The 22,988-nt window shown below is 65.8% G+C and carries 26 protein-coding genes; 17 read left to right on the top strand and 9 right to left on the bottom strand.

Translation table 11 applies throughout. The features are described 5' to 3' along the window. The first annotated feature begins 7 nt into the window (after positions 1 to 7). Together AWC14_RS03625 and AWC14_RS03620 are read left to right on the top strand one after the other, a co-directional pair. Positions 8 to 1,039 (top strand): amidohydrolase family protein, encoded by a 1,032-nt coding sequence (locus tag AWC14_RS03625; protein ID WP_045379718.1) that lies wholly within the window; start codon positions 8 to 10, stop codon positions 1,037 to 1,039. Positions 1,040 to 1,305: 266 nt separating this feature from the next. After that, positions 1,306 to 1,752, top strand: a complete 447-nt coding sequence (locus tag AWC14_RS03620; protein ID WP_045379720.1) for an EVE domain-containing protein — start codon at positions 1,306 to 1,308, stop codon at positions 1,750 to 1,752. Here AWC14_RS03620 and AWC14_RS03615 read toward each other — a convergent pair. Genes AWC14_RS03615 through AWC14_RS03605 form a run of 3 tightly spaced genes read right to left on the bottom strand, consistent with a single transcriptional unit; the run spans position 1,723 to position 2,950 of the window. Continuing rightward, the gene (locus tag AWC14_RS03615; RefSeq protein WP_235215927.1) at positions 1,723 to 2,094 is read right to left on the bottom strand and encodes a type II toxin-antitoxin system VapC family toxin; all 372 of its coding nucleotides are present in this window, start codon (positions 2,092 to 2,094) and stop codon (positions 1,723 to 1,725) included. The two genes, AWC14_RS03620 and AWC14_RS03615, sit on opposite strands and share 30 nt — an antisense overlap. Positions 2,095 to 2,102: 8 nt before the next feature. Beyond that, on the bottom strand, positions 2,103 to 2,333 hold the full coding sequence (locus AWC14_RS03610) for a type II toxin-antitoxin system Phd/YefM family antitoxin (protein ID WP_045379726.1): 231 nt from the start codon (positions 2,331 to 2,333) through the stop codon (positions 2,103 to 2,105). A gap of 32 nt (positions 2,334 to 2,365) precedes the next feature. Then, a complete protein-coding gene (locus AWC14_RS03605) occupies positions 2,366 to 2,950 on the bottom strand; it encodes a TetR/AcrR family transcriptional regulator (RefSeq protein ID WP_045379729.1) in 585 nt (194 codons plus the stop codon). Positions 2,951 to 3,034: 84 nt separating this feature from the next. On the opposite strand from AWC14_RS03605, the gene AWC14_RS03600 reads away from it, so the two are divergent. The 3 genes from AWC14_RS03600 to AWC14_RS03590 are packed head-to-tail and all read left to right on the top strand — an operon-like array spanning position 3,035 to position 5,459. Further along, on the top strand, positions 3,035 to 3,865 hold the full coding sequence (locus tag AWC14_RS03600; RefSeq protein ID WP_045379732.1) for a mycofactocin-coupled SDR family oxidoreductase: 831 nt from the start codon (positions 3,035 to 3,037) through the stop codon (positions 3,863 to 3,865). Then, a complete protein-coding gene (locus AWC14_RS03595) occupies positions 3,862 to 4,668 on the top strand; it encodes a mycofactocin-coupled SDR family oxidoreductase (protein ID WP_057003268.1) in 807 nt (268 codons plus the stop codon). Before AWC14_RS03600 ends, AWC14_RS03595 begins: the two co-directional genes overlap by 4 nt. Further along, positions 4,665 to 5,459, top strand: a complete 795-nt coding sequence (locus AWC14_RS03590) for a carboxymuconolactone decarboxylase family protein (protein WP_045379735.1) — start codon at positions 4,665 to 4,667, stop codon at positions 5,457 to 5,459. The genes AWC14_RS03595 and AWC14_RS03590 overlap by 4 nt, the downstream gene beginning before the upstream one ends. On the opposite strand, the gene AWC14_RS03585 is transcribed toward AWC14_RS03590, so the two are convergent. Both AWC14_RS03585 and AWC14_RS03580 read right to left on the bottom strand, forming a co-directional pair. Next, complete coding sequence (locus AWC14_RS03585) at positions 5,452 to 6,291, bottom strand: mycofactocin-coupled SDR family oxidoreductase (protein ID WP_045379738.1); 840 nt, start codon at positions 6,289 to 6,291, stop codon at positions 5,452 to 5,454. The two genes, AWC14_RS03590 and AWC14_RS03585, sit on opposite strands and share 8 nt — an antisense overlap. A gap of 63 nt (positions 6,292 to 6,354) precedes the next feature. Further along, positions 6,355 to 6,906, bottom strand: a complete 552-nt coding sequence (locus AWC14_RS03580; RefSeq protein WP_235215932.1) for a TetR/AcrR family transcriptional regulator — start codon at positions 6,904 to 6,906, stop codon at positions 6,355 to 6,357. Positions 6,907 to 7,053: 147 nt separating this feature from the next. Here AWC14_RS03580 and AWC14_RS03575 point away from each other — a divergent pair, with 147 nt between their 5' ends. Both AWC14_RS03575 and AWC14_RS03570 read left to right on the top strand, forming a co-directional pair. Further along, positions 7,054 to 8,334 (top strand): cytochrome P450, encoded by a 1,281-nt coding sequence (locus AWC14_RS03575; protein WP_045379744.1) that lies wholly within the window; start codon positions 7,054 to 7,056, stop codon positions 8,332 to 8,334. Between the two features lie 48 nt (positions 8,335 to 8,382). Then, positions 8,383 to 9,585: a cytochrome P450 gene (locus AWC14_RS03570; protein ID WP_045379747.1), complete on the top strand. Its 1,203-nt coding sequence runs from the start codon at positions 8,383 to 8,385 to the stop codon at positions 9,583 to 9,585. Between the two features lie 3 nt (positions 9,586 to 9,588). Here AWC14_RS03570 and AWC14_RS03565 read toward each other — a convergent pair whose 3' ends face one another. After that, positions 9,589 to 10,902, bottom strand: a complete 1,314-nt coding sequence (locus AWC14_RS03565) for an amidohydrolase family protein (protein WP_045379750.1) — start codon at positions 10,900 to 10,902, stop codon at positions 9,589 to 9,591. Positions 10,903 to 10,914: 12 nt separating this feature from the next. Further along, complete coding sequence (locus AWC14_RS03560) at positions 10,915 to 11,469, bottom strand: pyridoxamine 5'-phosphate oxidase family protein (protein ID WP_045379753.1); 555 nt, start codon at positions 11,467 to 11,469, stop codon at positions 10,915 to 10,917. 155 nt (positions 11,470 to 11,624) lie between these two features. On the opposite strand from AWC14_RS03560, the gene AWC14_RS03555 reads away from it, so the two are divergent. The 10 genes from AWC14_RS03555 (at position 11,625) to AWC14_RS03510 (ending at position 20,922) form a co-directional block, all read left to right on the top strand. Next, the gene (locus tag AWC14_RS03555; protein WP_081968172.1) at positions 11,625 to 12,221 is read left to right on the top strand and encodes a TetR/AcrR family transcriptional regulator; all 597 of its coding nucleotides are present in this window, start codon (positions 11,625 to 11,627) and stop codon (positions 12,219 to 12,221) included. Positions 12,222 to 12,231: 10 nt separating this feature from the next. Then, positions 12,232 to 13,230, top strand: a complete 999-nt coding sequence (locus AWC14_RS03550) for an acrylyl-CoA reductase family protein (protein ID WP_045379758.1) — start codon at positions 12,232 to 12,234, stop codon at positions 13,228 to 13,230. A gap of 151 nt (positions 13,231 to 13,381) precedes the next feature. Further along, complete coding sequence (locus tag AWC14_RS03545) at positions 13,382 to 14,473, top strand: homogentisate 1,2-dioxygenase (protein WP_045379760.1); 1,092 nt, start codon at positions 13,382 to 13,384, stop codon at positions 14,471 to 14,473. After that, complete coding sequence (locus AWC14_RS03540; RefSeq protein WP_045379762.1) at positions 14,473 to 15,666, top strand: alpha/beta hydrolase; 1,194 nt, start codon at positions 14,473 to 14,475, stop codon at positions 15,664 to 15,666. Before AWC14_RS03545 ends, AWC14_RS03540 begins: the two co-directional genes overlap by 1 nt. After that, positions 15,663 to 16,862: a CaiB/BaiF CoA transferase family protein gene (locus tag AWC14_RS03535; protein WP_045379765.1), complete on the top strand. Its 1,200-nt coding sequence runs from the start codon at positions 15,663 to 15,665 to the stop codon at positions 16,860 to 16,862. Before AWC14_RS03540 ends, AWC14_RS03535 begins: the two co-directional genes overlap by 4 nt. Next, positions 16,859 to 17,761, top strand: a complete 903-nt coding sequence (locus AWC14_RS03530) for a hydroxymethylglutaryl-CoA lyase (RefSeq protein WP_045379768.1) — start codon at positions 16,859 to 16,861, stop codon at positions 17,759 to 17,761. The genes AWC14_RS03535 and AWC14_RS03530 overlap by 4 nt, the downstream gene beginning before the upstream one ends. Next, positions 17,751 to 18,365, top strand: coding sequence for a TetR/AcrR family transcriptional regulator (locus tag AWC14_RS03525; RefSeq protein ID WP_045379771.1), 615 nt, complete (start codon positions 17,751 to 17,753; stop codon positions 18,363 to 18,365). Before AWC14_RS03530 ends, AWC14_RS03525 begins: the two co-directional genes overlap by 11 nt. Before the next feature lie 12 nt (positions 18,366 to 18,377). Further along, the gene (locus tag AWC14_RS03520) at positions 18,378 to 19,616 is read left to right on the top strand and encodes an acyl-CoA dehydrogenase family protein (protein ID WP_045379774.1); all 1,239 of its coding nucleotides are present in this window, start codon (positions 18,378 to 18,380) and stop codon (positions 19,614 to 19,616) included. Next, the gene (locus AWC14_RS03515) at positions 19,613 to 20,590 is read left to right on the top strand and encodes a phosphotransferase family protein (RefSeq protein WP_045379777.1); all 978 of its coding nucleotides are present in this window, start codon (positions 19,613 to 19,615) and stop codon (positions 20,588 to 20,590) included. Before AWC14_RS03520 ends, AWC14_RS03515 begins: the two co-directional genes overlap by 4 nt. After that, positions 20,587 to 20,922, top strand: coding sequence for a DUF6285 domain-containing protein (locus AWC14_RS03510; protein WP_045379780.1), 336 nt, complete (start codon positions 20,587 to 20,589; stop codon positions 20,920 to 20,922). The genes AWC14_RS03515 and AWC14_RS03510 overlap by 4 nt, the downstream gene beginning before the upstream one ends. On the opposite strand, the gene AWC14_RS03505 is transcribed toward AWC14_RS03510, so the two are convergent. Both AWC14_RS03505 and thiI read right to left on the bottom strand, forming a co-directional pair. Then, on the bottom strand, positions 20,919 to 21,626 hold the full coding sequence (locus AWC14_RS03505) for a hypothetical protein (protein WP_142281542.1): 708 nt from the start codon (positions 21,624 to 21,626) through the stop codon (positions 20,919 to 20,921). The two genes, AWC14_RS03510 and AWC14_RS03505, sit on opposite strands and share 4 nt — an antisense overlap. Continuing rightward, positions 21,623 to 22,870 carry a tRNA uracil 4-sulfurtransferase ThiI gene (thiI, locus tag AWC14_RS03500; RefSeq protein WP_045379920.1) on the bottom strand — a complete coding sequence of 416 codons (1,248 nt, stop codon included), beginning with the start codon at positions 22,868 to 22,870 and terminating at the stop codon, positions 21,623 to 21,625. The genes AWC14_RS03505 and thiI overlap by 4 nt, the downstream gene beginning before the upstream one ends. Positions 22,871 to 22,988 lie beyond the last annotated feature (118 nt).

The raw sequence follows: 22,988 nt of genomic DNA, 5'->3' as shown, positions 1-22,988 counted from the left end.
GGCGATCATGCTGCGCATCGACACCCACCACCACCTGATCCCGCCCAATTATCGAAAAGCACTGCAGAAAGCCGGTATCGACGAAGCCGGTGGACGCGCACTGCCCGACTGGACCGCAGAAGCGGCACTGCAGACCATGGCTGAACTTGACATCGCCACCGCCATCGTGTCCGTCTCCACCCCGGGCACGACCTTCCTGCCCGGACCCGCCGATGCCGCCAGCCTGGCTCGCGGCCTCAACGACTACACCGTCGAACTCGTCGCCGCCCAACGTGATCGGTTCGGCTTTTTCGCCACCGTGCCGATGCCGCACATCGACGAGTCTGTTACCGAAACGGTTCGCGCACTGGACGAGTTGAAAGCCGACGGCGTGGTCCTCCTCGCCAACAACGCCGGCACCTACCTCGGTCAAGACGGCCAGGACCCGTTGTTCGCTGCCCTGGATGCGCGCTCTGCCGTGGTGTTCATCCATCCGGCCGACCTGCCCGGTCCCACGGTTCCGGGAATCTCTCCCTTTGCCGCCGACTTTCTGCTGGATACAACTCGTGCGGCATACCTATTGGTGCGCAACGGCATCCGCCGTCGCTACCCGAACATCCGGTTCATCCTCAGCCACGCCGGCGGGTTCGTTCCGTACGCCAGCCATCGGATGGCGGTGGCCATCACCGCCGACACCGGTGCCAGCCCTGCCGACTGTCTCGACGACTTCTCCAGCTTCTACTTCGACACCGCACTGTCGTCGAGCACCGCGGCACTGCCCACGCTGCTCGCCTTCGCCAAGCCCGGCCACGTTACGTTCGGCTCGGACTGGCCGTTTGCACCGGTTGCCGCCGGGAAACTGTTCGCGGCGGGTCTGGAGAACTATCCCGGTCTCGACACCGGATCGCGCAACGCTATTGAGCGCACCAACGCGCTCGCGTTGTTTCCGCGGCTCGGTACCGCCCCGGCTCCGATTCCCCAGTCGCCGGTTCAGCGGCTACAGCACACGGTCAGCCGCGGTGTCATGCGGGCCGCCGCCCGGTTGATGAGCACCAACTGACCGTCGAGCACAGGTTCATCCAATGGGACGCTTCGCGAATGCCTTCGGCCCACACGCCGCAGCGGCAACCTACATCGACCACTCCGTACCCGAGCACCTCTACGACACCGGCGAAGTGCACCTCAACTACGTGACCGTCGGCGATGCGAGTCATCCGGCGCTATTTCCAGAGTTCTCTCCCCCGCCACCTAGCCCGGGCCGTGACTTATCCACAGCCCCAGGACAACCGGCGCGGTTCTGTCGGTCGGCCCACTTAGCATGCGGTCATGACGAACTGGATCAATACGGTCAGCCGTGACCATGTCGAACAGGGGGTGCGCGGTCGCTTCACCCAGGCCAACCACGGCAAACCGCACATGCTTCGCAAGATGGCTAGAGGTGACTGGATCATCTTCTATTCACCGAAGACCGCCTACCCCGACGGTGAGCCGCTGCAGTCTTTCACCGCCATCGGCCAAGTCGCCGATGACGAGCCATATCAAGCGGAGATAACGCCCGACTTCGAACCCTGGCGTCGCAACGTCGACTTCCTCGACTGCACCGAGACACCGATCCGGCCGCTGATCGACCAACTCGACTTCATCGAAGACAAAGCCCGGTGGGGCTACAAGTTCCGATTCGGGGTGTTCAAGATCGACGACCACGACCTCGAAGTGATCCGCTCGGCGATGACCGGCAACCGGTCAGAGCTTGGCGTCGACGGCGTCCGGTAGCGCGTTCAGCAGCTTCGCATCGGCAGTGAGCAGCGTCAGCCGCTCAACATCCGCCTGCGCCACCAGGATTGCATCGAAGGGATCCTTGTGAGGCAGCGCCGTCAGGTCAGACGCGAGCGTGTGACGCCGCGTAACCGGCAAGTCCCGCAGGGCGGATCGATCGATGGCGTCGTCGAGATCGTCGGGCAGCGTGAGCTTGCCAATGGCCGCCTTGATGGCGAGTTCCCACGTGCTCGCCGCAGAGACGTACACAGCTGCGCTTCTGGTTATCCGATCCCGCGCCTCGCTACCCAGCCGCGGACTGTCGTCGAGCAGCCACAGTACGACGTGAGTGTCGAGCAAGAGACCGCTCATTCGATGCCGAACAGCGCGTTGAGATCACTGTCGGTGTCGTCGAAATGATCCGCGTCGTAGTCGAGCCGGCCGGTTAGGGCGCCAAAGGCAATGTCGGCACGTGTGTGCGGGACGAGGTCGGCGATCGGCTTGCCGGCGCGGGCGATCGTGATTGTTTCGCCATTCTCGACGCGCGCAAGCAGGTGCGACAGGTGAGTCTTCGCCTCGTGGATATTGACAGACGACATAGTGAGAGTGTACTGGACTTAGTCTAGTCGGACTAGGTCTGATATCCTGCGGTCAATCGAAATACCGCGCGGTCGAGCGCCGGCACGATGTCTGTGATAGCGATCTCGCCGGTGGCGAAGCGTCCGATCAGGCCATGCACCAGGCTCGACAGGACGGTGTCGAGATCCTGAACCAGCTCGGCATCGACGTCGGCAAGCACCGTCATCGCCGCCGGAACCACTGCGTCGAAGCCGCGGCGTACCAGATTTTGACCGCCGGGCGCGGTCCGCGCGCGAAAATACGCTTCGAGCATGCCGGGGTGACGCTCCCACGGCTCGAAGATCGTGCGCAGCACCCGCATCAAGCCGGTGTAGATCGACTCGTCCGCGTCATGGGTTTGCCCGGTTAATCCGGCGTAGCGGTTCTCGTCCATCCAGCGCTGCAGCGCGGCCAGGATCAGTTCGTCTCTGGTGGTGTATCGCTTGTAGATGGTGGCCAACGACATTCGGGCGCGGCGCGCCACTTCGCGCAGTTGAACCGCGTCGTACCCGTCGGTCTCCAAGATGTCGACGACGACGTCGAGCACCCGGTCCTGGGGTTGGGTGACCTCGTCGGTTGTCGCTTCGGTGCTCGTCACGTGAAAAACCCTTGCCCCTCATGGTGTAACCAGGTTACTCTACACCGGTAACCAGGTTACCGAAACGCAACGAAGCGAGGCCCGATGGGTTGTTTGGACGGCAAGGTCGCCTTCATTACCGGCGTCGCGCGCGGGCAGGGACGCAGCCATGCGGTCCGGCTGGCCCGCGACGGCGCCGCCATCATCGGCATCGACATCTGTGCCGACATCGAAGCCAACCACTACGCGATGGCCACCCGCGAGGAACTCGACGAAACCATCGGGCTAGTGGAGGCCGAGGGCGGCAAGATGCTGGGCACCGTCGCCGACGTTCGCGATTTCCATCAGGTCAAGACGGCGCTGGACGCCGGCGTCGAGCATTTCGGTCGACTCGACATCGTGTGCGCCAACGCAGGTATCGCGCCGGTGGCCTTTCGCGAGCTGAGCATCGAGGAGGAACTGGCGCAATGGAAGGCGGCGATCGGGGTCAACCTCGACGGCGCCTACCACACTGCGTGGGCGGCCATCCCACATCTGCTCGCCGGGCAACATGGCGGCGAAATCGTATTCACCAGTTCGACAGCCGGGCTGCGAGGCTTCGGGGGCCTGCAGGGCGGCGGGCTGGGATACGCCGCGTCCAAACACGGGATAGTCGGCTTGATGCGGACACTGGCGAACACGTTGGCGCCCTTCAGTATTCGGGTCAATACGATCCATCCCACCGCAGTACGCACGATGATGGCCATCAATCCGGCGATGACCGAATTCCTCGAAAACTATCCCGAAGGCGGTGCGCACCTGCAAAATCCAATGCCGGTCGAAATGCTGGAGCCCGAGGACATCAGCGCGGCGATCGCATACCTGGTCTCCGATGAGGCCAAATACGTCACCGGGGTGACCTTCCCCGTCGACGCCGGCTTCTGCAACAAGCTATGAGCACCGGACGGGTAGCCGGCAAGCGGGTCCTGATCACCGGGGCGGCGCGCGGTATGGGCCGCAGTCATGCTGTACGCCTCGCCGAGGAAGGCGCCGACGTCATTCTGGTCGACCTCTGCGCGCCGATACCGGAAGTGGAATACCCGCTGGCTTCCGAAGAAGACCTCGGGGAGACGGCCAGACTCGTCGAGAAGCATGACCGCCGCGCCGTCACCAAGATCGTCGACGTGCGCGACGCGCCAGCGCTGGTGTCGGCCGTCGACGAGGCGGTCGCCGAACTGGGCGGGTTGGACGGCGCGGTGGCCAATGCCGGTGTGCTGACGGTGGGAACCTGGAACAAGACGACGGCCGAACAGTGGCGCACCGTCGTCGACGTCAACCTGATCGGGACGTGGAACACCTGCGCCGCAGCACTTCCGCATCTTGTCGATCGCGGCGGCAGCCTGGTGAACATCAGCTCGTCGGCCGGCCTCAAAGGCACACCGCTGCACCTGCCCTACACCGCCTCCAAGCACGGCGTGGTCGGGTTGAGCCGCGCGTTGGCCAATGAGCTTGCCGCACAGAATGTCCGGGTCAACACGGTGCATCCGACCGGCGTCGAAACGGGTATGCGACCGCAGTCGCTTCAGAGCCTGCTCGGCGAAGAGCGGCCCGACCTGGTCCCTATCTTCCTCAACGCACTGCCCGCTGTCATGGCCGAAGCCATCGATATCAGCAACGCGGTGCTGTTCTTGATCTCCGACGAATCCCGATACGTCACGGGGCTCGAGTTCAAAGTCGACGCGGGCGTCACCCTCAGATGACGACGGAACGCAGTCAGCGCGGCAGACGGCAGTTCGCCGAGGTGATGACATTTCCGCCGCCCGACGATTCCAGCGCGACGGCAACCGGTTTGGTCGACTTCGTCTTCGGCGACGTTTGGTCGCGGCCCGGACTGAGCCGCCGCGACCGCCGGTTCGTCACCCTCCCCTGCGTCGCGGCCGCCGACGCCCAGGAACCGCTCGACCAGCATGTCTACGCGGCGCTCAACAGCGGTGACCTCTCGATCACCGAAATGCGGGAAGCCGTCCTGCACTTCGCCGTCTACGCCGGATGGCCCAAGGCATCTCGGTTCAACATGGCCGTCGACGCGCAGTGGGACCGCATTCACCGCGAACGCAGGCTACCGGTGCCGCCCGCCGAACCGCTGCTGCCGCTGTCCACGCCGAGCGAGCCGGAGGCGCGGCTAGCCGGCGGCGAACACTCGTTCCGGGAGATCAACTGCGTGCCCTATGTGCCGCCACGCGACAACCCGTACTCCGGAGCGGGCATCCTCAATTTCGTCTTCGGCGAAATGTGGCTGCGGCCCGGCTTGGGCATGAAGGAACGCCGGCTGATCACGGTGGCGTGCGTGGCTATTCAGGACGCGCCGATTCCGATCATGTCTCACGTCTACGCCGCGCTGAAGAGCAAGGACGTCAGCTTCGACGAAATGGACGAAGTGGCACTGCATTTCGCTGCCTACTACGGATGGCCCAAAGCGATGCACCTCAGCCAGGTCGTCGCCGAGCAGAAACGACGCGTGCTCGACGAAACCGAGATGCCCGCTACTTGAGCATGCTGCCTGCGTCGACGGTGACCGGAAGGCCGGTGATGTAACGGGATTCGTCGGACGCCAGGAACAACACCGCATTGCTGATGTCCACCGGCTCGACCCAACCGATCGGCAGCACATGCATGAATTGCGCGGCCACTTTGAGGTCGTCGGGGCCGGGGTTTTCCAGGTCCGGCCGGAACAGCTTCATCGTCCCCTCGTTCATGAACATTGGCGTGTTCACGTTGGTGGGGTGAACGGAATTGACCCTGATGAAGTGCTGACCAAGCTCCACGGCGAAGGTCCGCATTAGGCCCACCACCCCGTGTTTGGCCGCGATGTAGTGACCGGTATGCGGGTAGGCCTTGAGTCCGCCGACTGAACTGGTCAGGATGATCGAGCCGCCTTGACCCTGGGAGATCAGTTGTGGGACACTTGCTTTCACGGTTTTCCAGACTCCGGACAGGTTGACGTCGATCATGTCGCGCCAGTCGTCTTCGCTGGTTTTGTGCAGGGTCTGCCCGCCGTTGCCGATCCCGGCGTTGGCGCAGATGATGTCCAACCGGCCCAGCCGCTCGACGCCGCTGTCCACCGCTGCTTTCAGCGCGTCGTAATCACGGACATCGACCTCGGCGGTCACGATGCGCCGGTCGAGCCCCTTGACGAGGTCAGCGGTTTCGGCCAGGTCATCCGGCGTAGACGGCGGAATCTCGTTGCTGCTGCTGATCGGTTTGCAGATGTCGACCGCGATGATGTCGGCGCCTTCCTGGGCGAGGCGCACCGCATGGCTGCGTCCTTGCCCGCGGGCCGCGCCGGTGATAAAGGCAACCTTGCCCTCGACTCGTCCACCCATGACTGCACCTCACTGATTTGTTGGTCGATCGATCAGGAAGCGTCGCACTAATCGGCCGAAGTGTCAACTATGTGCCGATGCGGGCGCGGCCGCCTTGAGTAGGTCCAGCCGGCGTTCGACGAACGCGCGTAACTCGTCGTGGCCCTGCGTGACACCGACGGCGCTCTCGTTGCACAGGCTGCGCGCGGTCTGCGCGATCAGCATCGAGATCGCCACGGGCGGATACTCGGCCAGATCGATGCCGTTAGCACGCAGTACCATCGTCACGGCCGCCGTCTCGATGTCGCGCACGCGTTCGGCATACGCCTTGAGTTCCGCGCCGATTGCCTTGCGGTGGTTGGCCAAAGCCATGAACTCCGCGTTCAGCGTTGTCGCGGCGGGATCGCTGTTCAGCAGCCAGAGCGCCCGGATCGGATCGTCGTCGGTCAACACGGCGCGCATCCGTGTCAACGCCGCCTCCGCGCCGGTGCGCAGCACCTCCACGAACAGGTCGTCCATCGTCGGGAAGTAGTAATAGACCAAGGCTTGCCTGACACCAGCCTCCGCGGCGACGCGACGGGAAGTGGCTGCGGCATAACCCTCTTCGCGCATGACCCGGGCGGTCGCCTCGATCAGCTTGCGGCGGGTCCCGGCCTCGCCATTCTTCTTGCTCCGCGGACCCGCGGATTTGCTTGACCGTCGGCTGCGATCCGTGGTAGGCATACCTCATCCTAACAATTTGGTCGATCGATCAGTCAACGGCGCGAGGAAGGGTTTGAGCTCATGACCGATCTGGCCGATGTCGACTACTTCACCGACGCCGACGTCGCGCAGGACCCGTACGAATACTGGGACTATTTGCGCGCCCAGGGGCCCGTGTTCCGTGAGCCGCACTACGGGGTGGTGGCCGTCACCGGTTACCAGGAAGTGCAGGCCGCGTTCAAAGACGTGGACTCGTTCTCCGCGGTCAACGCGATCGGCGGCCCGTTCCCGCCGCTGCCGTTCGCCCCGGAAGGTGACGACATCAGCGACCAGATCGAAGCGCACCGTCACGAATTTCCGATCTTCGAGCACATGGTCGTCATGGACCCGCCCGAGCACGACAAGGCGCGGTCTCTGTTGGGCCGCCTGCTGACGCCTCGCCGGCTGCAGGAAAACAAGGACTACATCTGGCAACTGGCCGACCGGCAGATCGACGAGTTCGTCGGGAACGGCCGATGCGAATTCCTCGGCGAGTACGCCAAGCCGTTCGCGACACTGGCAATCGCCGACCTGCTCGGGGTGCCCGACCAGGATCGGGCGGAGATCCGCCGCAATCTCGGCGCCGGGACGGCGCCCGGGACCAGGGTCGGCGCCCTCGATCACGAGCCCGTCGGCAGCAATCCCCTGCAGTACCTTGACGACCTCTTCAGCCGCTACATCGCCGAACGCCGAGAACGGCCCCGCGACGATGTGCTCACCGGTCTGGCCACCGCCACGTATCCCGACGGCTCCACCCCGCCGTTGCTGGAGGTCGTCAGGCCGGCCACCTTCTTGTTCGCGGCTGGACAAGAGACGGTGACCAAGCTCCTGAGTTCAGCAGTACAGGTGCTGGGCGACCAGCCCGAGCTGCAGGCGCGCCTGCGCGTTGACCGGAACCTCGTCGGCCCGTTCATCGAAGAGGCGCTGCGCATGCAGAGCCCCACCAAGGTCGACTTCCGGCTCTCCCGCAAGACCACCACGCTGGGCGGGGTGCATATCCCAGCCGGCACGGTGCTCATGTTGTGTTTAGGCGCAGCCAATCGTGATCCGCGGAAGTTCGACAGCCCCAACGAATTTCGGGTCGACCGCAAGAACGTACGCGAGCACATCGCCTTCGGGCGCGGTATTCACACCTGTGCGGGTGCGCCGCTTGCACGGGTGGAAGGGCAGGTCACCATCAACCGGCTCCTGGACCGGACCCGTGACATCGTGATCAGCGAGGCCAAGCACGGCCCGGCTGACAACCGCCAATACCAGTACGCCCCGACCTTCCTGCTGCGCGGACTGACCGAGTTGCACATCGAGTTCACCCCGGCGGACTGACGGAAACAGGTAGGCTACCTCGGTAACCTGGTTACAGGAGAAGTGCATATGACCATCTCCCACGAGACCGACGTCTACTACGACCCCTACGACGTCGGCATTGTCGCCAATCCCTATCCGGTGTATGCGCGGCTTCGCGAAGAGGCGCCGATCTATTACAACGAGCGTTACGACTTCTGGGCACTGTCACGGCATTCCGACGTCGAGAAGGCGCTGGCCAACTGGGAGACGTTCTCCAACAGTCGCGGCGACATCCTCGAGCTCATCCAGTCCGATTTCGACATGCCGCCCGGCGTCATGATGTTCGAAGACCCGCCGATGCACACGATGCTGCGCGGCCTGATGTCGCGGGTGTTCACCCCGCGGCGGATGGCGGCGATCGAGGACCAGATTCGCCGATACTGTGTGAGCTGCCTTGATCCGCTGCTCGGTTCGGGCGGCTTCGACATCATCGCCGAGTTGGCCGCGATGATGCCGATGCGGGTGATCGGAATGCTGTTGGGCATCCCGGAAGACGAGCAGATCAGTGTGCGGGATGCCAACGACGCCAACCTGCGCACGAAGGCGGGCGCGCCGATGAAGGTGGTCGACGCTGACAAGATCGCCGACGGGCGCATCTACTCCGACTACATCGACTGGCGCGCCAGGAATCCTTCCGACGACCTGATGACCGCATTGCTCAACGTCGAATTCGAAGACGAGCACGGCGTGACCCGCAAGCTGACCCGCGACGAGGTGCTGCGCTACACCCAGGTCGTCGCGGGGGCTGGCAACGAGACCACCGGACGGCTCATCGGCTGGCTGGCCAAGGTGTTCGCCGAGCACCCCGACCAACGCCGTGACGTCTTCGAGGACCGGTCTTTGCTGAATCGGGCGGTGGACGAGACGCTGCGCTTCGAGCCGACGGGCCCGCACGTCGCCCGTTGGATGGCAAAGGATTTCGAGTGCTACGGCACGACGGTGCCGGCCGGCAGCGCGATGCTGCTGCTGTTCGGTGCGGCCAACCGCGACTCCCGCCGGTTCACCGACCCCGACACGTTCAACATCCACCGCAACGACGGTTCGCATCTCACCTTCGGCAAGGGCTTGCACTACTGCCTGGGCGCCAACCTGGCCCGCCTGGAAGGCCGGGTCGCGCTCGACGAGTTGCTCAATCGCTGGCCGGAATGGGACATCGACTACGAGACAGCGCAGCTTGCGCCGACGTCGACCGTCCGCGGTTGGGAGCGGCTGCGCGTCATATTGCCTTGAGGCTCAGTACCTCATGAGCTCGCGGGCGAGCCGTGCACCCGATTCCCTCAGCTTGTTCTTGACGTGGTCGAGATCGACGTCGATCAGCGCGTGATCCCGTTTACGCCATCGGCCGGCGACCATCACCGCTTCGATGTTGGCAAGGCCCGCGTGCAGTGCGGCAGCGATGGGATCGTGTACGGGCCAGAGGTTCAGCGCGCGGGCGTCGATGACGACAAGATCTGCCTGCATGCCTGGCTCGAGATGGCCGACCTTATCGGCCAGACCGAGTGCTCGTGCTCCCTCGACCGTCGCCCACGCCAGCGCCTGCTTACCGGTGACCGACGCCGTCGGCGACATCATGCCCCTTGCATGTCGGTGTTTTGCGTGGTCGAGGTCACGCTGATGGGCCAGTGCGATCCTTGCGGCAGTGAGTATTTCGCCGGATACCGCGGTATCGGTGTCTGTACCCAGCGATGGTGCAGCGCCAAGGCGCAGCAGCCGTCCCGTGATCGGCGAGCAATGGCCGTGGCTGAGTTCGTTTTCCGGCGTGGTGGTAAAGCTGACGCCGGCCTCCACTAATGTGGCGACCCAATCGTCGCTCAGGCCAGCGCCGTGCACGACGTTGGTACACGGCCCGAACAGTCCGGCGCTCCGAACGGCTTCCCATGCGGCGGCCGGCTCGCCGCCGCTCTGGTGCATCGACGCGACGAGGCCGCGCTCACCGGCGGCACGCAAATCGGCCACCGCGACATCGGAAGTCGAGTGTTGCGGTCCCGCGATCGCCATCCCGACGGTGAGCAACTCGTGCGCCCGGGCCGAGCGGTCAAGCAGCCGGTCAACCTCAGCCAACGGATGGGGGACGTCCGGTGCTCGACCTGGTGTGCCGTGCAAAAAGACGGCGCGAATCCCGGACTCCCGCAGCCCTTCTACGGCGGCATCGGTGTGCTCAGGTGTGGGGTTGTTATGACACCAGTCCCCGAGCGTCGTAGTACCGCAATTGATTTGGTTCAGTGCCCCAGCAAGATTGCCGATGTAGATGTCAGCCGGGGTGTAATGCGGGGCGACGACGCCATGCATTCGGTGCAGGTATTCCAGCAGGGTCCAGTCGGCGCCCGCGAGGCGCAGGGCGCTCTGCCACGTGTGCAGGTGTGCATTGATCAGCCCGGGAATGATGATGCGCCCCGACAAATCGACGCTTTCCGCCTCGGGCCGGTCGATCTGCTCAGCGAGTTCGACGATGCGGTCGCCCTCGACGAGGACATCGACGGCTTCGGCGTCGGGCCTGCCCGGTGACATGGTGATCACCTGCGCTCCACGCAACAAGGTGCGGATCACGGGCAAGCCGCCTTAGTCCGGGTCTGGCGCGTCCCAGGGGACAGTGCCCGAAATCCAATGGGTGATCTGCTCTTCCTGATCATTGCGGTAGAGGTGCCGCGGCGGCTGCGCGAATGTCGCGTAGGGCCGACAGCGAACGACCACGCGGTCCTCCTTCTCGGCCATCGCCTCGACGACGGGACGGCCTTCATCGGGCAACGGCTGGCCCGACATCCGTCCGGCGACCGCCATCATCACATCGACCACGAGGTCGCGGTCGCGCTCGATCACTGCGTCGGCGTACACCTGCAGATAGGCGAAGGGCCAACGTTCGTCTAGTACGCACAGACTCACTTTGCCGTCCCGAGCGATCACGCGCGCCTTACCGCGTCCTCCCATTGTGGACACCAGCAACTCGTCATCGTCGGTGGGAACGTAGTACACGACCGACATGGCCGGGCCATCGTTTTTGCGGCGGTAGCCGAACACGCACGTGCGATGAGTGCGGACGAATTCGCGCCGCTCCGAAGGGAGCATCTCGCGATCGGTCGGAGCGGTGAATGGCTCCGTGGCAAGTGGTAACAGCATGACAAGCGTCCTCTCAGCGTCGACCCCGACATATTGGCTACAGTGTTGCCGATATTGCGCCTGCTGTCAAGAGCCGCAATACTGGGCCGGTGACCACCGCACAGGCTCGTCGCTCCCCGGGGCGCCCGCCGATTCCCGCCGATCGGATTGTCGACATGGCGCTACAGATCGTGGATGAGCAAGGCGCCGACGCATTGTCGATGAGAACGCTTGCCCAGCGGCTGGAGTCGGGGACGGCCACGCTTTATCGCCACTTCGCCAACCGGGGCGAAGTGATCGCCCGAGTCGTGGACCGCGTGTTCGGCGAGGTGGAATTCGACACCGAAGAGCTCGCGGCGAAGGGATGGCAGCGGGCCTGCGAGTCTTTCGCGCGAGCCATGTTCGAGGTGTTCCGCCGCCACCGGAACGTGACACCGCTGCTGAGCGCGCAGGCGCCCATCGGCCCTAACGCCATGGCTCAGCGCGAACGATTGTTGGCGGTACTGCTCGACAACGGGTTCACGCCGCAGCTCGCGGCGCGCTCGTATGCGACCCTGGCCCGCTATGTACTGGGCTTCGCGATCCAGCTTGCGAGCCACGAATTCGACGATGCGAAGCTGGCCGACCACTTCGACACGCTGGACCCGCGGGCCTTTCCCGCGACCCTGACCGTGGCCGACCACCTGCCAGTGCCATTGGACGACGAATTTGCGCTCGGCCTCCAGCTCATCGTCGACGGCCTCGCAAAGTTGCGCCGCAGCACAAAGCGCTAGCGTCGAGCAGATGGAGACCTTTCAGGCGTTGATGGCGCGCAAGGACGGAGATCGGATCACCACCGCCGTCGAAACGTTGAGCGCTGCTGACCTGCCACCTGGCGACGTGACCATTCGTGTGCTGTATTCCAGCGTCAACTACAAAGACGCGTTGGCGCTGACGCCGGGCGGCGGCGTGGTCCGCGACTATCCGGTCGTACCGGGCATCGACTTGGCCGGCGAGGTCGTCGAGTCGGGGTCGCCGGAGTTCAACGCCGGCGACGTGGTTTTCGCCCATGGCTACCAAATCGGCACCGGCCACCACGGCGGGTACGCCGAATACGCCCGGCTGCCCGCCGACCAGGTCGTGTCGCTTAGCGGGCTGAGCCCGTACGACGCCGCCGCAATCGGCACCGCCGGTTTCACCGCGGCGATGAGCGTGCAGGCGCTCATCGATTGGGGTGTGGCCACCGACGCCGGGCCGGTCGTGGTGACCGGGGCCAGCGGCGGCGTCGGCACCATCAGCGTCGATCTGCTGGCTGGGGCCGGCTATCAGGTGGTGGCCTCCAGCGGAAAGGCCGAGGCGGCGGAGCGGCTGAAACGCTTTGGCGCGGCAGAGGTTATCGGTCGACTGCCGACAGATCCGGAGGCGAAGCCGCGTCCGCTGGCCAAGGCACGCTGGGCCGCCGGCGTCGACTGTGTGGGCGGTGCGACGCTGGCCGACGTGCTCAGCGCCGTCGACTACGGCGGAGCGGTGGCCTGCAGCGGGCTGACCGGCGGCGCCGCCCTGCACACCACCGTGATGCCATTCATCCTGCGCGGCGTTGCCCTGCTCGGCATGGACTCCGTGCAGATGCCGATCGGCCCACGCCGCAAGTTGTGGGCGCGCCTCGGCGATTCGTTGCGGCCGCGTCATCTCGCGGAGATGACCACAGACGTCGACGTCAAGGACGTAATCGACGTGATCGACCAGGTGCGGGCCGGCGCATTCTCCGGCCGAGCCGTGGTGCGGGTGGCCGGCAGCTTTTAGACGACCGGACGTTCGTCGAGTGTGCAAATCCATACGCTCCGGTCCGCGTGTCGCGTATGAAACTGCACATTCGCGAACGTGGCAGAATTGTGGAGGAGCAAAAGGAAAAGTAACGTTATTTTCAGTTCTAGGGCAACCCGGGGAGTCACCGATGGAATCCTTCGTCCACCTGCGCAAAGGCAGGACGCCGCGACGGCTGCACGCTGATCTTGACGGCCTGAAGGACGACGAACTCGGCCGCGGCGGCTTCACCGGGCGCACCGCCAACATGTATCGCCGCCACGACCCGACCGCCTACCGTGTGCAAGGCCCACTGCGGCCGATCGACGTGCTGACGAGCGAACTCAAACCGAGCGACGCCACCGACGCCGACGGCGGGCCGCTGCTGATGTTCTCCAATCCCGACTGCCGCATCTCGCTGTCACGCCGCGGCGAACCAATGCCGTTCTACGTCCGCCACGTCGACGGCGACCTGCTGTGCTTCGTGCACACCGGCGCCGGCGAACTGCAGACTGAATTCGGTCCACTGCCCTATCGCCAGGGCGACTGGGTCTACCTGCCGAAGGCAACGACGTGGCGCCAGCTGCCCAACAGCGAAACCACGTTGCTGATGATCGAGGCCACCGACGAGTTCCGCGTCCCACCGCCGGGCCCGCTGGGCCGCCACTTCCCGTTCGACCCGTCGCAGGCCACCATCCCCGAACCGACGCCACTGGACGACGACGGCCGCGACGAATACGAAGTGCGGCTGACCCACGACGGCGGCCCGACAACGCTTTACTACCAACACAATCCGCTGGACGTCGAGGGATGGCGCGGCGACAACTTCCCGTTCACGTTCAACATCGCCGACTACAACGTGGTCACCTCCGACAGCGTGCACCTGCCGCCCACCGTGCATCTATTCATGCAGGCCACCGGCGTCTACGTGATGAACTTCCTGCCCAAACCCGCCGAAGGCGTGCCCGGCACCGAACGCACACCGTGGTATCACCGCAACGTCGACTACGACGAGATCGCCTTCTTCCACGGCGGGTCCCTCTACGGCATACCGATGCCGCCGGGCCTGATTTCCCATGCGCCGCAAGGCGTCCACCACGGCGCGCCGGAGAAGGCGCGGGAACGTGCGCGCCGCAAGTTCGACGACTTTGACAGCGTCGACTGGCAGGTGATCGCCGTCGACACCCGCCGCCGCCTCACCCCGTCGGCCGAAGTGCTGGCGCACGACCTAGGACAACACTGATGACGCAAAGCACCCGAGTCCGCCACGAATACGACCGGATCCCGTATCTGGTTGCCTTCCAGAACAATTCCGGAGTGCGCGACGTCTACGGCGGCCTCGCCGAGCTGGTGGTGCTGGAGAGTCACCTGCTCAAGCCGCGTACCAAGCCGTCGGACACCGTGCTGGTGTTCATGCATCCGATTGGCGGCGGCGCCTACCTGCCGATGATGAACGCGCTGGCCCGCGCCGGACATCATGTCATCTACTGCAACAGCCGATTTCGCGGCACCGACTCCGCGCTGCTGATGGAGAAAGTGGTGCAGGATCTCGGCGAGTGCATCAAAGACGCCAAGGAGCGGCTGGGCTACGAGAAGGTGGTGCTGGCCGGTTGGAGCGGCGGCGGCTCGCTGTCGCTGTTCTACCAGCAACAGGCCCAGCATGCGACCGTGACGTCGAGCCCGTCGGGCGACGGCCCCGACCTCACCCAGCTGGACCTGCCCGCCGCCGACGGCATCATGCTGCTCGCGGCGCACATCAGCCGGCACGGCACGCTGACCGAATGGCTCGACGCGTCGATCCTCGACGAGTCCGACCCCACCAAGCGTGATCCGGAACTCGACCTCTACAACCCGGACAACCCCAACCAACCGCCCTACAGCGCGGAATTCCTGGCCCGCTACCGGCAGGCGCAGATCGACCGCAACCGCCGCATCACCGCGTGGGTCAAAGCCAAACTGGCCGAACTGAAGGCAGCCGGCCGCCCGAACGACGAGTTCGCGTTCGTCGTGCACGGCACCATGGCCGACCCACGCTGGCTGGATCCCACCGTCGATCCGAACGAACGCACCCCGGGAACCTGCTATCTGGGCGAGCCTCAAGTGGTGAACATGGGACCCGTCGGGCTGGCCCGGTTCTGCACGCTGCGCAGCTGGCTGTCGCAATGGAGCTACGACGACGCCAACGGCGACGGCGTGACGTGCGGGCGCGACATCGCCGTGCCGGCGCTGGTGATCGGCAACCTCGCCGACGACGCCTGCACTCCCAGCCACACCCGGCGGCTGTTCGAGGCGATCGGCCATCCCGACAAGGAGATGCACGAAATCCCCGGCGCCACTCACTATTACGCAGGACCCGACCAGCGGGACAAGCTGCGCCAGGCCGTCGACATCGTCACCGACTGGCTGGTGCGTCACGACTTCGCGGAGGCCGAGTGAGCGGACCGCTGGAAGGTGTCCGGGTGCTCGAGCTGGGCACTCTGATCGCCGGCCCGTTCGCCGGCCGGCTGCTCGGCGACATGGGCGCGGACGTCATCAAGATCGAGCCGCCGGGCAGCCCCGACCCGCTGCGCACGTGGGGCCAGGCCGAACTCGACGGGCATCACTTCTTCTGGACCGTGCACGCCCGCAACAAGAAAGCCGTCACGCTCGATCTGCGCAAGGACCGCGGGCGTGAGCTGTTCCTCGATCTCGTCGAGAAATCCGACATCGTGGTCGAGAACTTCCGTCCGGGCACCCTGGAGAAGTGGAACCTGGGCTACGACGTGCTGCGCCAACGTAATCGGGGCATCATCCTGGTGCGGGTCTCCGGCTATGGGCAGACCGGTCCGGACGCCCACAAGGCCGGCTACGCCTCGGTGGCCGAGGCGGCCAGCGGGCTGCGTCACCTCAACGGCTTTCCCGGCGGTCCGCCGCCCCGACTGGCGCTGTCGCTAGGCGACAGTCTGGCCGGCATGTTCGCCGCCCAGGGGGCGCTGGCCGCCTTGTATCGCCGCGGCGTGACCGGCGAAGGCCAGGTGGTCGACGTCGCGTTAACCGAATCCTGTTTGGCCATCCAGGAATCCACCATCCCCGACTACGATGTCGGCGGCGTGGTGCGCGGCCCGTCGGGCACTCGGCTGGAGGGCATTGCACCATCGAACATCTACCGCGCCGCCGACGACAGCTGGGTGGTGATCGCCGCCAACCAGGACACCGTGTTCGCCCGGCTGTGTCAGGCGATGGGCCGCCCGGAACTCGCCGCCGACGAGCGGTTCGCCACCCACGGCGCCCGCGGCCGCAACCAGGACGAGCTCGACAAGATCATCGGCGACTGGGCTGCGCAGCGACAGCCCGGCGAGATCATCGAAACCCTCAGCAGCGCAGGCGTTATCGCCGGACACATCAACACCGTCGCGGAGGTCGTCGAAGACCCGCAACTGCGGGCGCGGGGTATGATCGCCGAGCACTGGGACGAGCGAGTCGACAGGCCTGTCCTGGGGCCCGGGATCGTGCCGGTGTTCTCCGAATCCCCGGGCGTCATCCGCAACGCCGGCCCGGCGCGCCCCGGACAGCATAACGACGACGTCTACGTTGGGTTGCTCGGCAAGACCGCCGAACAACTCGAGGCGCTGCGCGCCGAGGGGGCGCTATGAGCCATGTGACCATCCGTGAGGTGGCGCTGCGCGACGGGCTGCAGATCGAGCAGCCAATCCCGTTGTCCGCCAAGCTGGAACTACTGGAGACGATAGCCGCCACCGGGGTCCGCGAGATCGAGGCATGCGCGTTCGTGTCGCCGTCGAAGGTGCCGTCGATGGCCGACGCCGCCGAGCTGGCCGCAGAGCTGCACCGCTTCCCCGACATCGACTTCTCGGCCCTGGTGGCAAGCCCCAACGGCGCCAAACGAGCGGTCGCCGCCGGCTTGCCGGCGATCGAGTATGTGGTGGCGGCCTCCGATGCGTTCAGCCAGGTCAACGTCGGGCGCTCGGCCGCCGAGGCCACCGCGCAGATCTCCGACATCGTCACCATCGCCCACGCGGCCGACGTGTTGGTCGAAGTCATCATCGCCACCGCGTGGGACTGCCCGTTCGACGGTCCCACTCCGCCGCAGCGCGTCGTCGACATCGCTTCGGCGGCACGCGAATACGGCGTCGACCGGTTGTCGGTCGCCGACACCATCGGCACCACCACGCCCGGCCGGGTCACATCGCTGATCGCGGCGCTGCGCCCGGTCATCGGCGACCTGCCGCTCGGCGGACACTTCCACAACACCCGCGGTGCCGGGCTGGCCAGTGCCTACGCGGCCGTCGCTGCAGGGGTCAGCAGACTCGACTCTTCGGTCGGCGGGCTGGGCGGCTGCCCGTTCGCGCCGGGCGCCACCGGCAACATCGCCACCGAGGATCTGGTCTACCTTCTGACGGACAGCGGAATCGACGTCGACGTCGACCTCCAAAAGGCGATCGCCGCTGCCGACGTTGCGAGATCGGCGGTCGGACACGACCTTCCCGGCGCACTGCTGCGGGCCGGTGATCGGAAACGGATTAATGGCCACTGAGCACGCGCTTAGTCCAAAGGGCCGCCAGACGCGCCAGGCGATAGAGCAGGCGGCGCGCAAGCTGTTCGCCGAGCGCGGCTTTCACGGCACCACCCTGGCCGACATCACCTCCGCGGCCGGCAAGTCGTCGGCAGTCTTCTACCGGTATTTCGCCGACAAAGAGGACCTGCTGGCCGCGCTGGCGCAATCGTTTCTGCACGATGTAGTCGCGCCGTCCGGGCTGAGTGTCTCGTTGCCGGACTCCCCCGACGACACTGCGTTTTTCACCTCGGTGGTGACCGGTTACTGGAACATGTTCAAGCAGAACATCGGCATCATGATCGCGGTAGCGCAGTTGGCGTCCACCCAGCAACGGTTCGCCGCCGTTCAGAACGAGTTTCGGCGTTTCGGAATGGACATCGTAGCCGCCTCGGTGCGGCGCGCCCAACAGCAGGGCTACGCCGCCGACCTCGATCCCGAGCACACCGCTGCGGCGATCGCGTTGCTGTTCGAGAACTTCACCACGGTATTCGTGGGCCCGTCGGGACTGGGCCTGGAGATGAGCGACGAAGATGCCATCGCCACCCTGTCGACGATCTGGAAGAAAACGCTCTACGGCACCTGAGGAGAGATCAGAGTGGATTTCACCCTGCCCGAACACCTTCCGCGGCTGCTTGCCGAGATGGACGCCTTCATCGAGGCCGAGATCGCGCCGCTGCAGGCCGAAAACATGCAGTACTTCGACCACCGGCGCGAGTTCGCCCGCACCGACGTCGAGGGCGGCGGCATCCCGCGCCGCGACTGGGAGGACCTGCTCGCCGAGATGCGCCGCCGAGCGGACAAGGCGGGCTGGCTGCGCTACGGGCTGCCGTCCTCGCTGGGCGGGCGCGACGGGACCAACCTGGACATGGCCGTCATTCGGGAACACCTGGCGGCCAAGGGGCTTGGCCTGCACAACGACCTGCAGGACGAGTCGTCGATCGTCGGCAACTTCCCGCAGGTGATCATGATGGAGCGGTTCGGCACCGACGCGCAGCGCCGGGACTGGTCGGAGGCACTGATCACCGGGGAACGTTCGATGGCGTTCGGGCTCACCGAACCTGCGCACGGCTCCGATGCCACCTGGCTGGAGACCCGCGCCCGACGCTACGGCGACAGCTGGGTGATCAACGGTGCCAAGCGGTTCAACACCGGCGTGCACCGGGCCACCCACGACCTGGTCTTCGCACGTACCTCCGGGGAGCCCGGCCAGGCCACGGGCATCACCGCGTTCCTCGTGCCCACCGACGCCGACGGTTTCACGGTCCCGTTCTACTGGTGGACGTTCAACATGCCCAGCGACCACGGGGAAGTCGAACTCAACGATGTCCGGGTCCCCGACGACGCCGTGGTCGGCGAGGTGGACCGCGGCCTCGAGGTGGCGCAGACCTTCCTGCACGAGAACCGGATTCGGCAGGCCGCCAGCAGCCTGGGCGCCGCCCAGTACTGCATCGACCGCGCCGCCGACTACGCCGGCAAGCGCACGGTGTTCGGCAAGCCCCTGTCGGTCAACCAGGCAGTGCAGTGGCCGCTGGCCGAGTTGCAGACCGAAGCCCAAATGGTGCGGCTGCTGGTGTATTACGCGGCCTGGCACCTGGACCGCAATCACCACCTCGAAGTCTCCGACAAGGTATCCATGGCCAACTATCGCGCCAACCGGCTGGTGTGCGACGCCGCCGACCGCGCCATGCAGATCTTTGGCGGACTCGGCTACAGCCGTCACGAGCCGTTCGAACACATCTACCGCCACCACCGCCGCTACCGGATCACCGAAGGCGCCGAGGAGATCCAGATCCGCCGAGTGGCCCAGCGGCTGTTCAAGTTCGGCAAAAAGTGACCGGCGTCGACGAGTTGTCCGCGGCGCTGACCCGAGTAGTCGGGGCGGAACTCGGCGCCGGCGTCGCGATCGAGAACCTGCGGGCACTTACCGGTGGCGCCAGCCGCAGCACCTGGGCGTTCGACGCCGTCGCACCCGACGCGCGCCGGTCACTGATCCTGCGCATCGGACCGCCCGACGACGTGCATGCCCCGATGGAGCTCGAGGCCAACGTCCAGGCCGCCGCCGGGGCGGCCGGTGCACCGGTCCCGCATATTCTGGTTGCGTCTAATTCCGCTGCGGCGCTGGGCAATCCGTTTCTGATCTGTGACGAAATCAAGGGCGAGACGATCGTGCGGCGCATCGACCGCCAACTGAACGACGAGGGCCGCGAGCGGCTGCTGCACCAGTGCGCGCAAGCACTGGCGGCGATTCACCGGGCCGACCCGCAGGACGCAACACTGCAAACGCAGGATCAGCTCGGCGAGTGGCGCGACCGCCTCGACGCCATGGGCGATACGACCGCCACCTTGGAGTGGGCGTTTCGCTGGCTTTATGCACACCGGCCGGAGGCGTCACCGGCGCGGCTGGTGCACGGCGACTACCGGATGGGCAACCTGATCGTGGACGGGTCCGACTTGGCTGCCGTACTCGACTGGGAGCTCGTGCATTTCGGCGAGGTGTATGAGGACCTGGCCTGGTTTTGCATCCGCGCCTGGCGATTTGGCGCGCCGGCCAGCCGCGCCGCGGGCGGACTGGGCAGCATCGAGAGCTTTCTTCGTGCCTACGAGGAGGCCAGTGGGACTACGGTTGACCGCAACGCGTTTCACTGGTGGCTGGTGCTGGCCACCCTGCGTTGGGGCGTGATCTGTCGGTACCAGGCCGAGCGACACCTGAGCGGGCAGGCCCGGTCGGTGGAGCTGGCGACGATCGGCCGGCGGGTCTGCGAGACCGAGTGGGACCTGCTCACACTGCTCGACGGAGCCGCGCCGTGACCGGCCCGCACGGTCGCCCCACCGCTGCCGAACTGGTGGCGGCAGTCGCCGAGTTCCTGGAAACCCATGTGCGAGAGGCGACTACGGGACAGGTCAACTTCCATGCCAGGGTGGCCGCCAACGCGTTGCGCATCGTCGAGCGTGAACTCCTCGTCGACTCGCTCGACGCCGTCACCGAGGCGCTGACGGCCTTGGGCTTCGACGACGAAGCCCAGCTGGCGGCGGCCATCCGGGCCGGCGAGCTGGACGACGAGGCCGAGAAGGTGATGCCGTGTCTGCGGACCCTGGTACGGCATCGGCTGGCCGTCGCCCATCCCGGCTACGACGGCTAATTGTCGCTAAAAGGCTTCTGCCGCACCGCAGTAATGCGGTAGCACTCCACGAAGTCGCCATAACCGCACGTTTCGGCAAGCGCCAGCTCGCCTTCCCGGTCAACCTCCTCGAGGTCGTCCATCCACTGCCGCACGTATACCGCGCCGGTCTGGGGCGCCGCCGGCAATGCCTGCTGGGCAGCGCGCAACCGGCTCAGGCAGCGAATGTACTGGTCGGCCAGCGTCAACCGATGAACTCCGGTGACCAAATCGATTGCCTCACCGGCCCATAACCGCACCATGCGGCGATAGGCGGTGATTTCTTCGCCCGGCAGACCGGCGTCGGTGAGCACGAAGCGCGCTTTGCCCACCTCGGCCAGTAACTCGGCACGCCTTCTTTTCAGATTTTCCCGCGACGAGAGCAAATCCGCTCCGATCCGGTCACCGGCGACCAGATCGGTGGGCCTGGTTATCGACGGCGGATGTATCGCGAGGCCGACGTCCACCCGTGCCCAATCGCCGAAACTCTCGGCCCACAGGCCGAACTCGCCAATGGCGACATTGAGCTCGGCACGGTGTGAGTCGAGGTGCGCGGCGAATTTGCTTCGCCCCTTGGCCCTCATCAGCTGTGACGCCTCGACGGCCGCCTGCGTGAACGCGCCGTGCGCCGCGACCAGGGCGCAAATCTGGTCGCGGCCGCGCCGCTTGCTATCGATGTCTATCACTGGTCCTTTACCGCGGTAGTTGCGTCGTGCGTCGCCATGGTCGAAGCGCTTCCCCCGCAGGAATCGAGATCGAATTCTTGGACGTGGCTCAACACATTATCGACCAGCTCGTCAAGGTCGGCGCGAGCATCGATCTCAGCGAGTCGCCCGGCATCGCTGTAGGTGGCCACCCGGCGGGGCTGGAAAAGCTGACAGCAGTCCTGATGCGGCAGGGCGGCGATGTCGGCGGTGCCGATCCGTCGTGCCTCCTCGAGAATCTCGAGCTTGTCGAAGGCGAGCAGGGGTCGCAGCACCGGCATGCCCGCGGCCTGATCGGCGGCCGCCAGATTCGACAAGGTTTGGCTGGCCACCTGCCCCAAGCTGTCACCGGTGACCAGGGCCTGCGCGCCGATACGGCGAGCCAGCGCGTCGGCCAGATGCAGATACAGTCGCCGCTGCGCCACAATTTGCGCCTCACCGGCACCACTGGTGGCCAACGTGCGCTGGGCGCGTCCGACGGCGGCCACGTACAGGCGCGAGCCGGGCTGGAACCGACTCAGCTGACGCGCCAACGCATAAGCCTTGTACGTCGACGTCGCGTCGGTGTAGGGGGCGCCCGTGCAATGCAGGAAGTCGCAGCGCAGACCACGGCGCAGCGCGCGGTAGGCCGCGACCGGCGAGTCGATCCCGCCGGAAAGAAACACCAGGGCATGACCGCTCGATCCGACCGGCAACCCGCCTTGACCGCGGTGCCGCTCCACGCCGAGGAAAATTTCACGCCGGTCGACCTCCACGGTCAGCTCCACGTCCGGGTGGTCCAAGTCGACCGGCCAGCCGAGCTCGGCACATATTTGCGCGCCAATGCGGGCAGCCAGCTGCTCCGAGGTCAGCCCGAAACGCCTGTCGCGCCGGCGGCAGCGCACCGCGAAACTGGCTGTGGCTGACGCGGCGACGTGTTGGCGCAGCAGCCTCACCGCGGCGGCCTGAGCCATGACAGCCGATTTGGGCACCCGCCACATCGGTTGCACGACACTGATGCCGATGACGTCCCGCGCCCGCGCGAGCACATCCCCCTGGGCCAAGGTTGGCGAGGACACCACCAGAACCCCGCTGCGTCGCCGCAATCGCACCTGCGGAGCCGGGTCCAAACCGCGGGCCAACGCGTATCTGAGGTTGCGGACCAGATGCCGCTCGAACCATTGCCGGTTGCCGCGTTTGAGCGCCAGCTCGCCGTACTTCAGCAATACGCACGGCTCGATGCGCAGTCGGTTCGCCGTCGAGGTTTGGCTGACCACAGCCAACTCAGAAGAGGCTGACGTCATTCTTCTGGAGTGCCCACATTCGACACGATGCTACCAACGACTCGGCGATGCCTCGCAATCC

Origin of the sequence: Mycobacterium kyorinense (genome assembly GCF_002101735.1) — a bacterium.
GTDB classification, from domain to species: Bacteria; Actinomycetota; Actinomycetes; order Mycobacteriales; family Mycobacteriaceae; genus Mycobacterium; species Mycobacterium kyorinense.
This window is presented reverse-complemented; position numbering and strand designations above follow the sequence as displayed.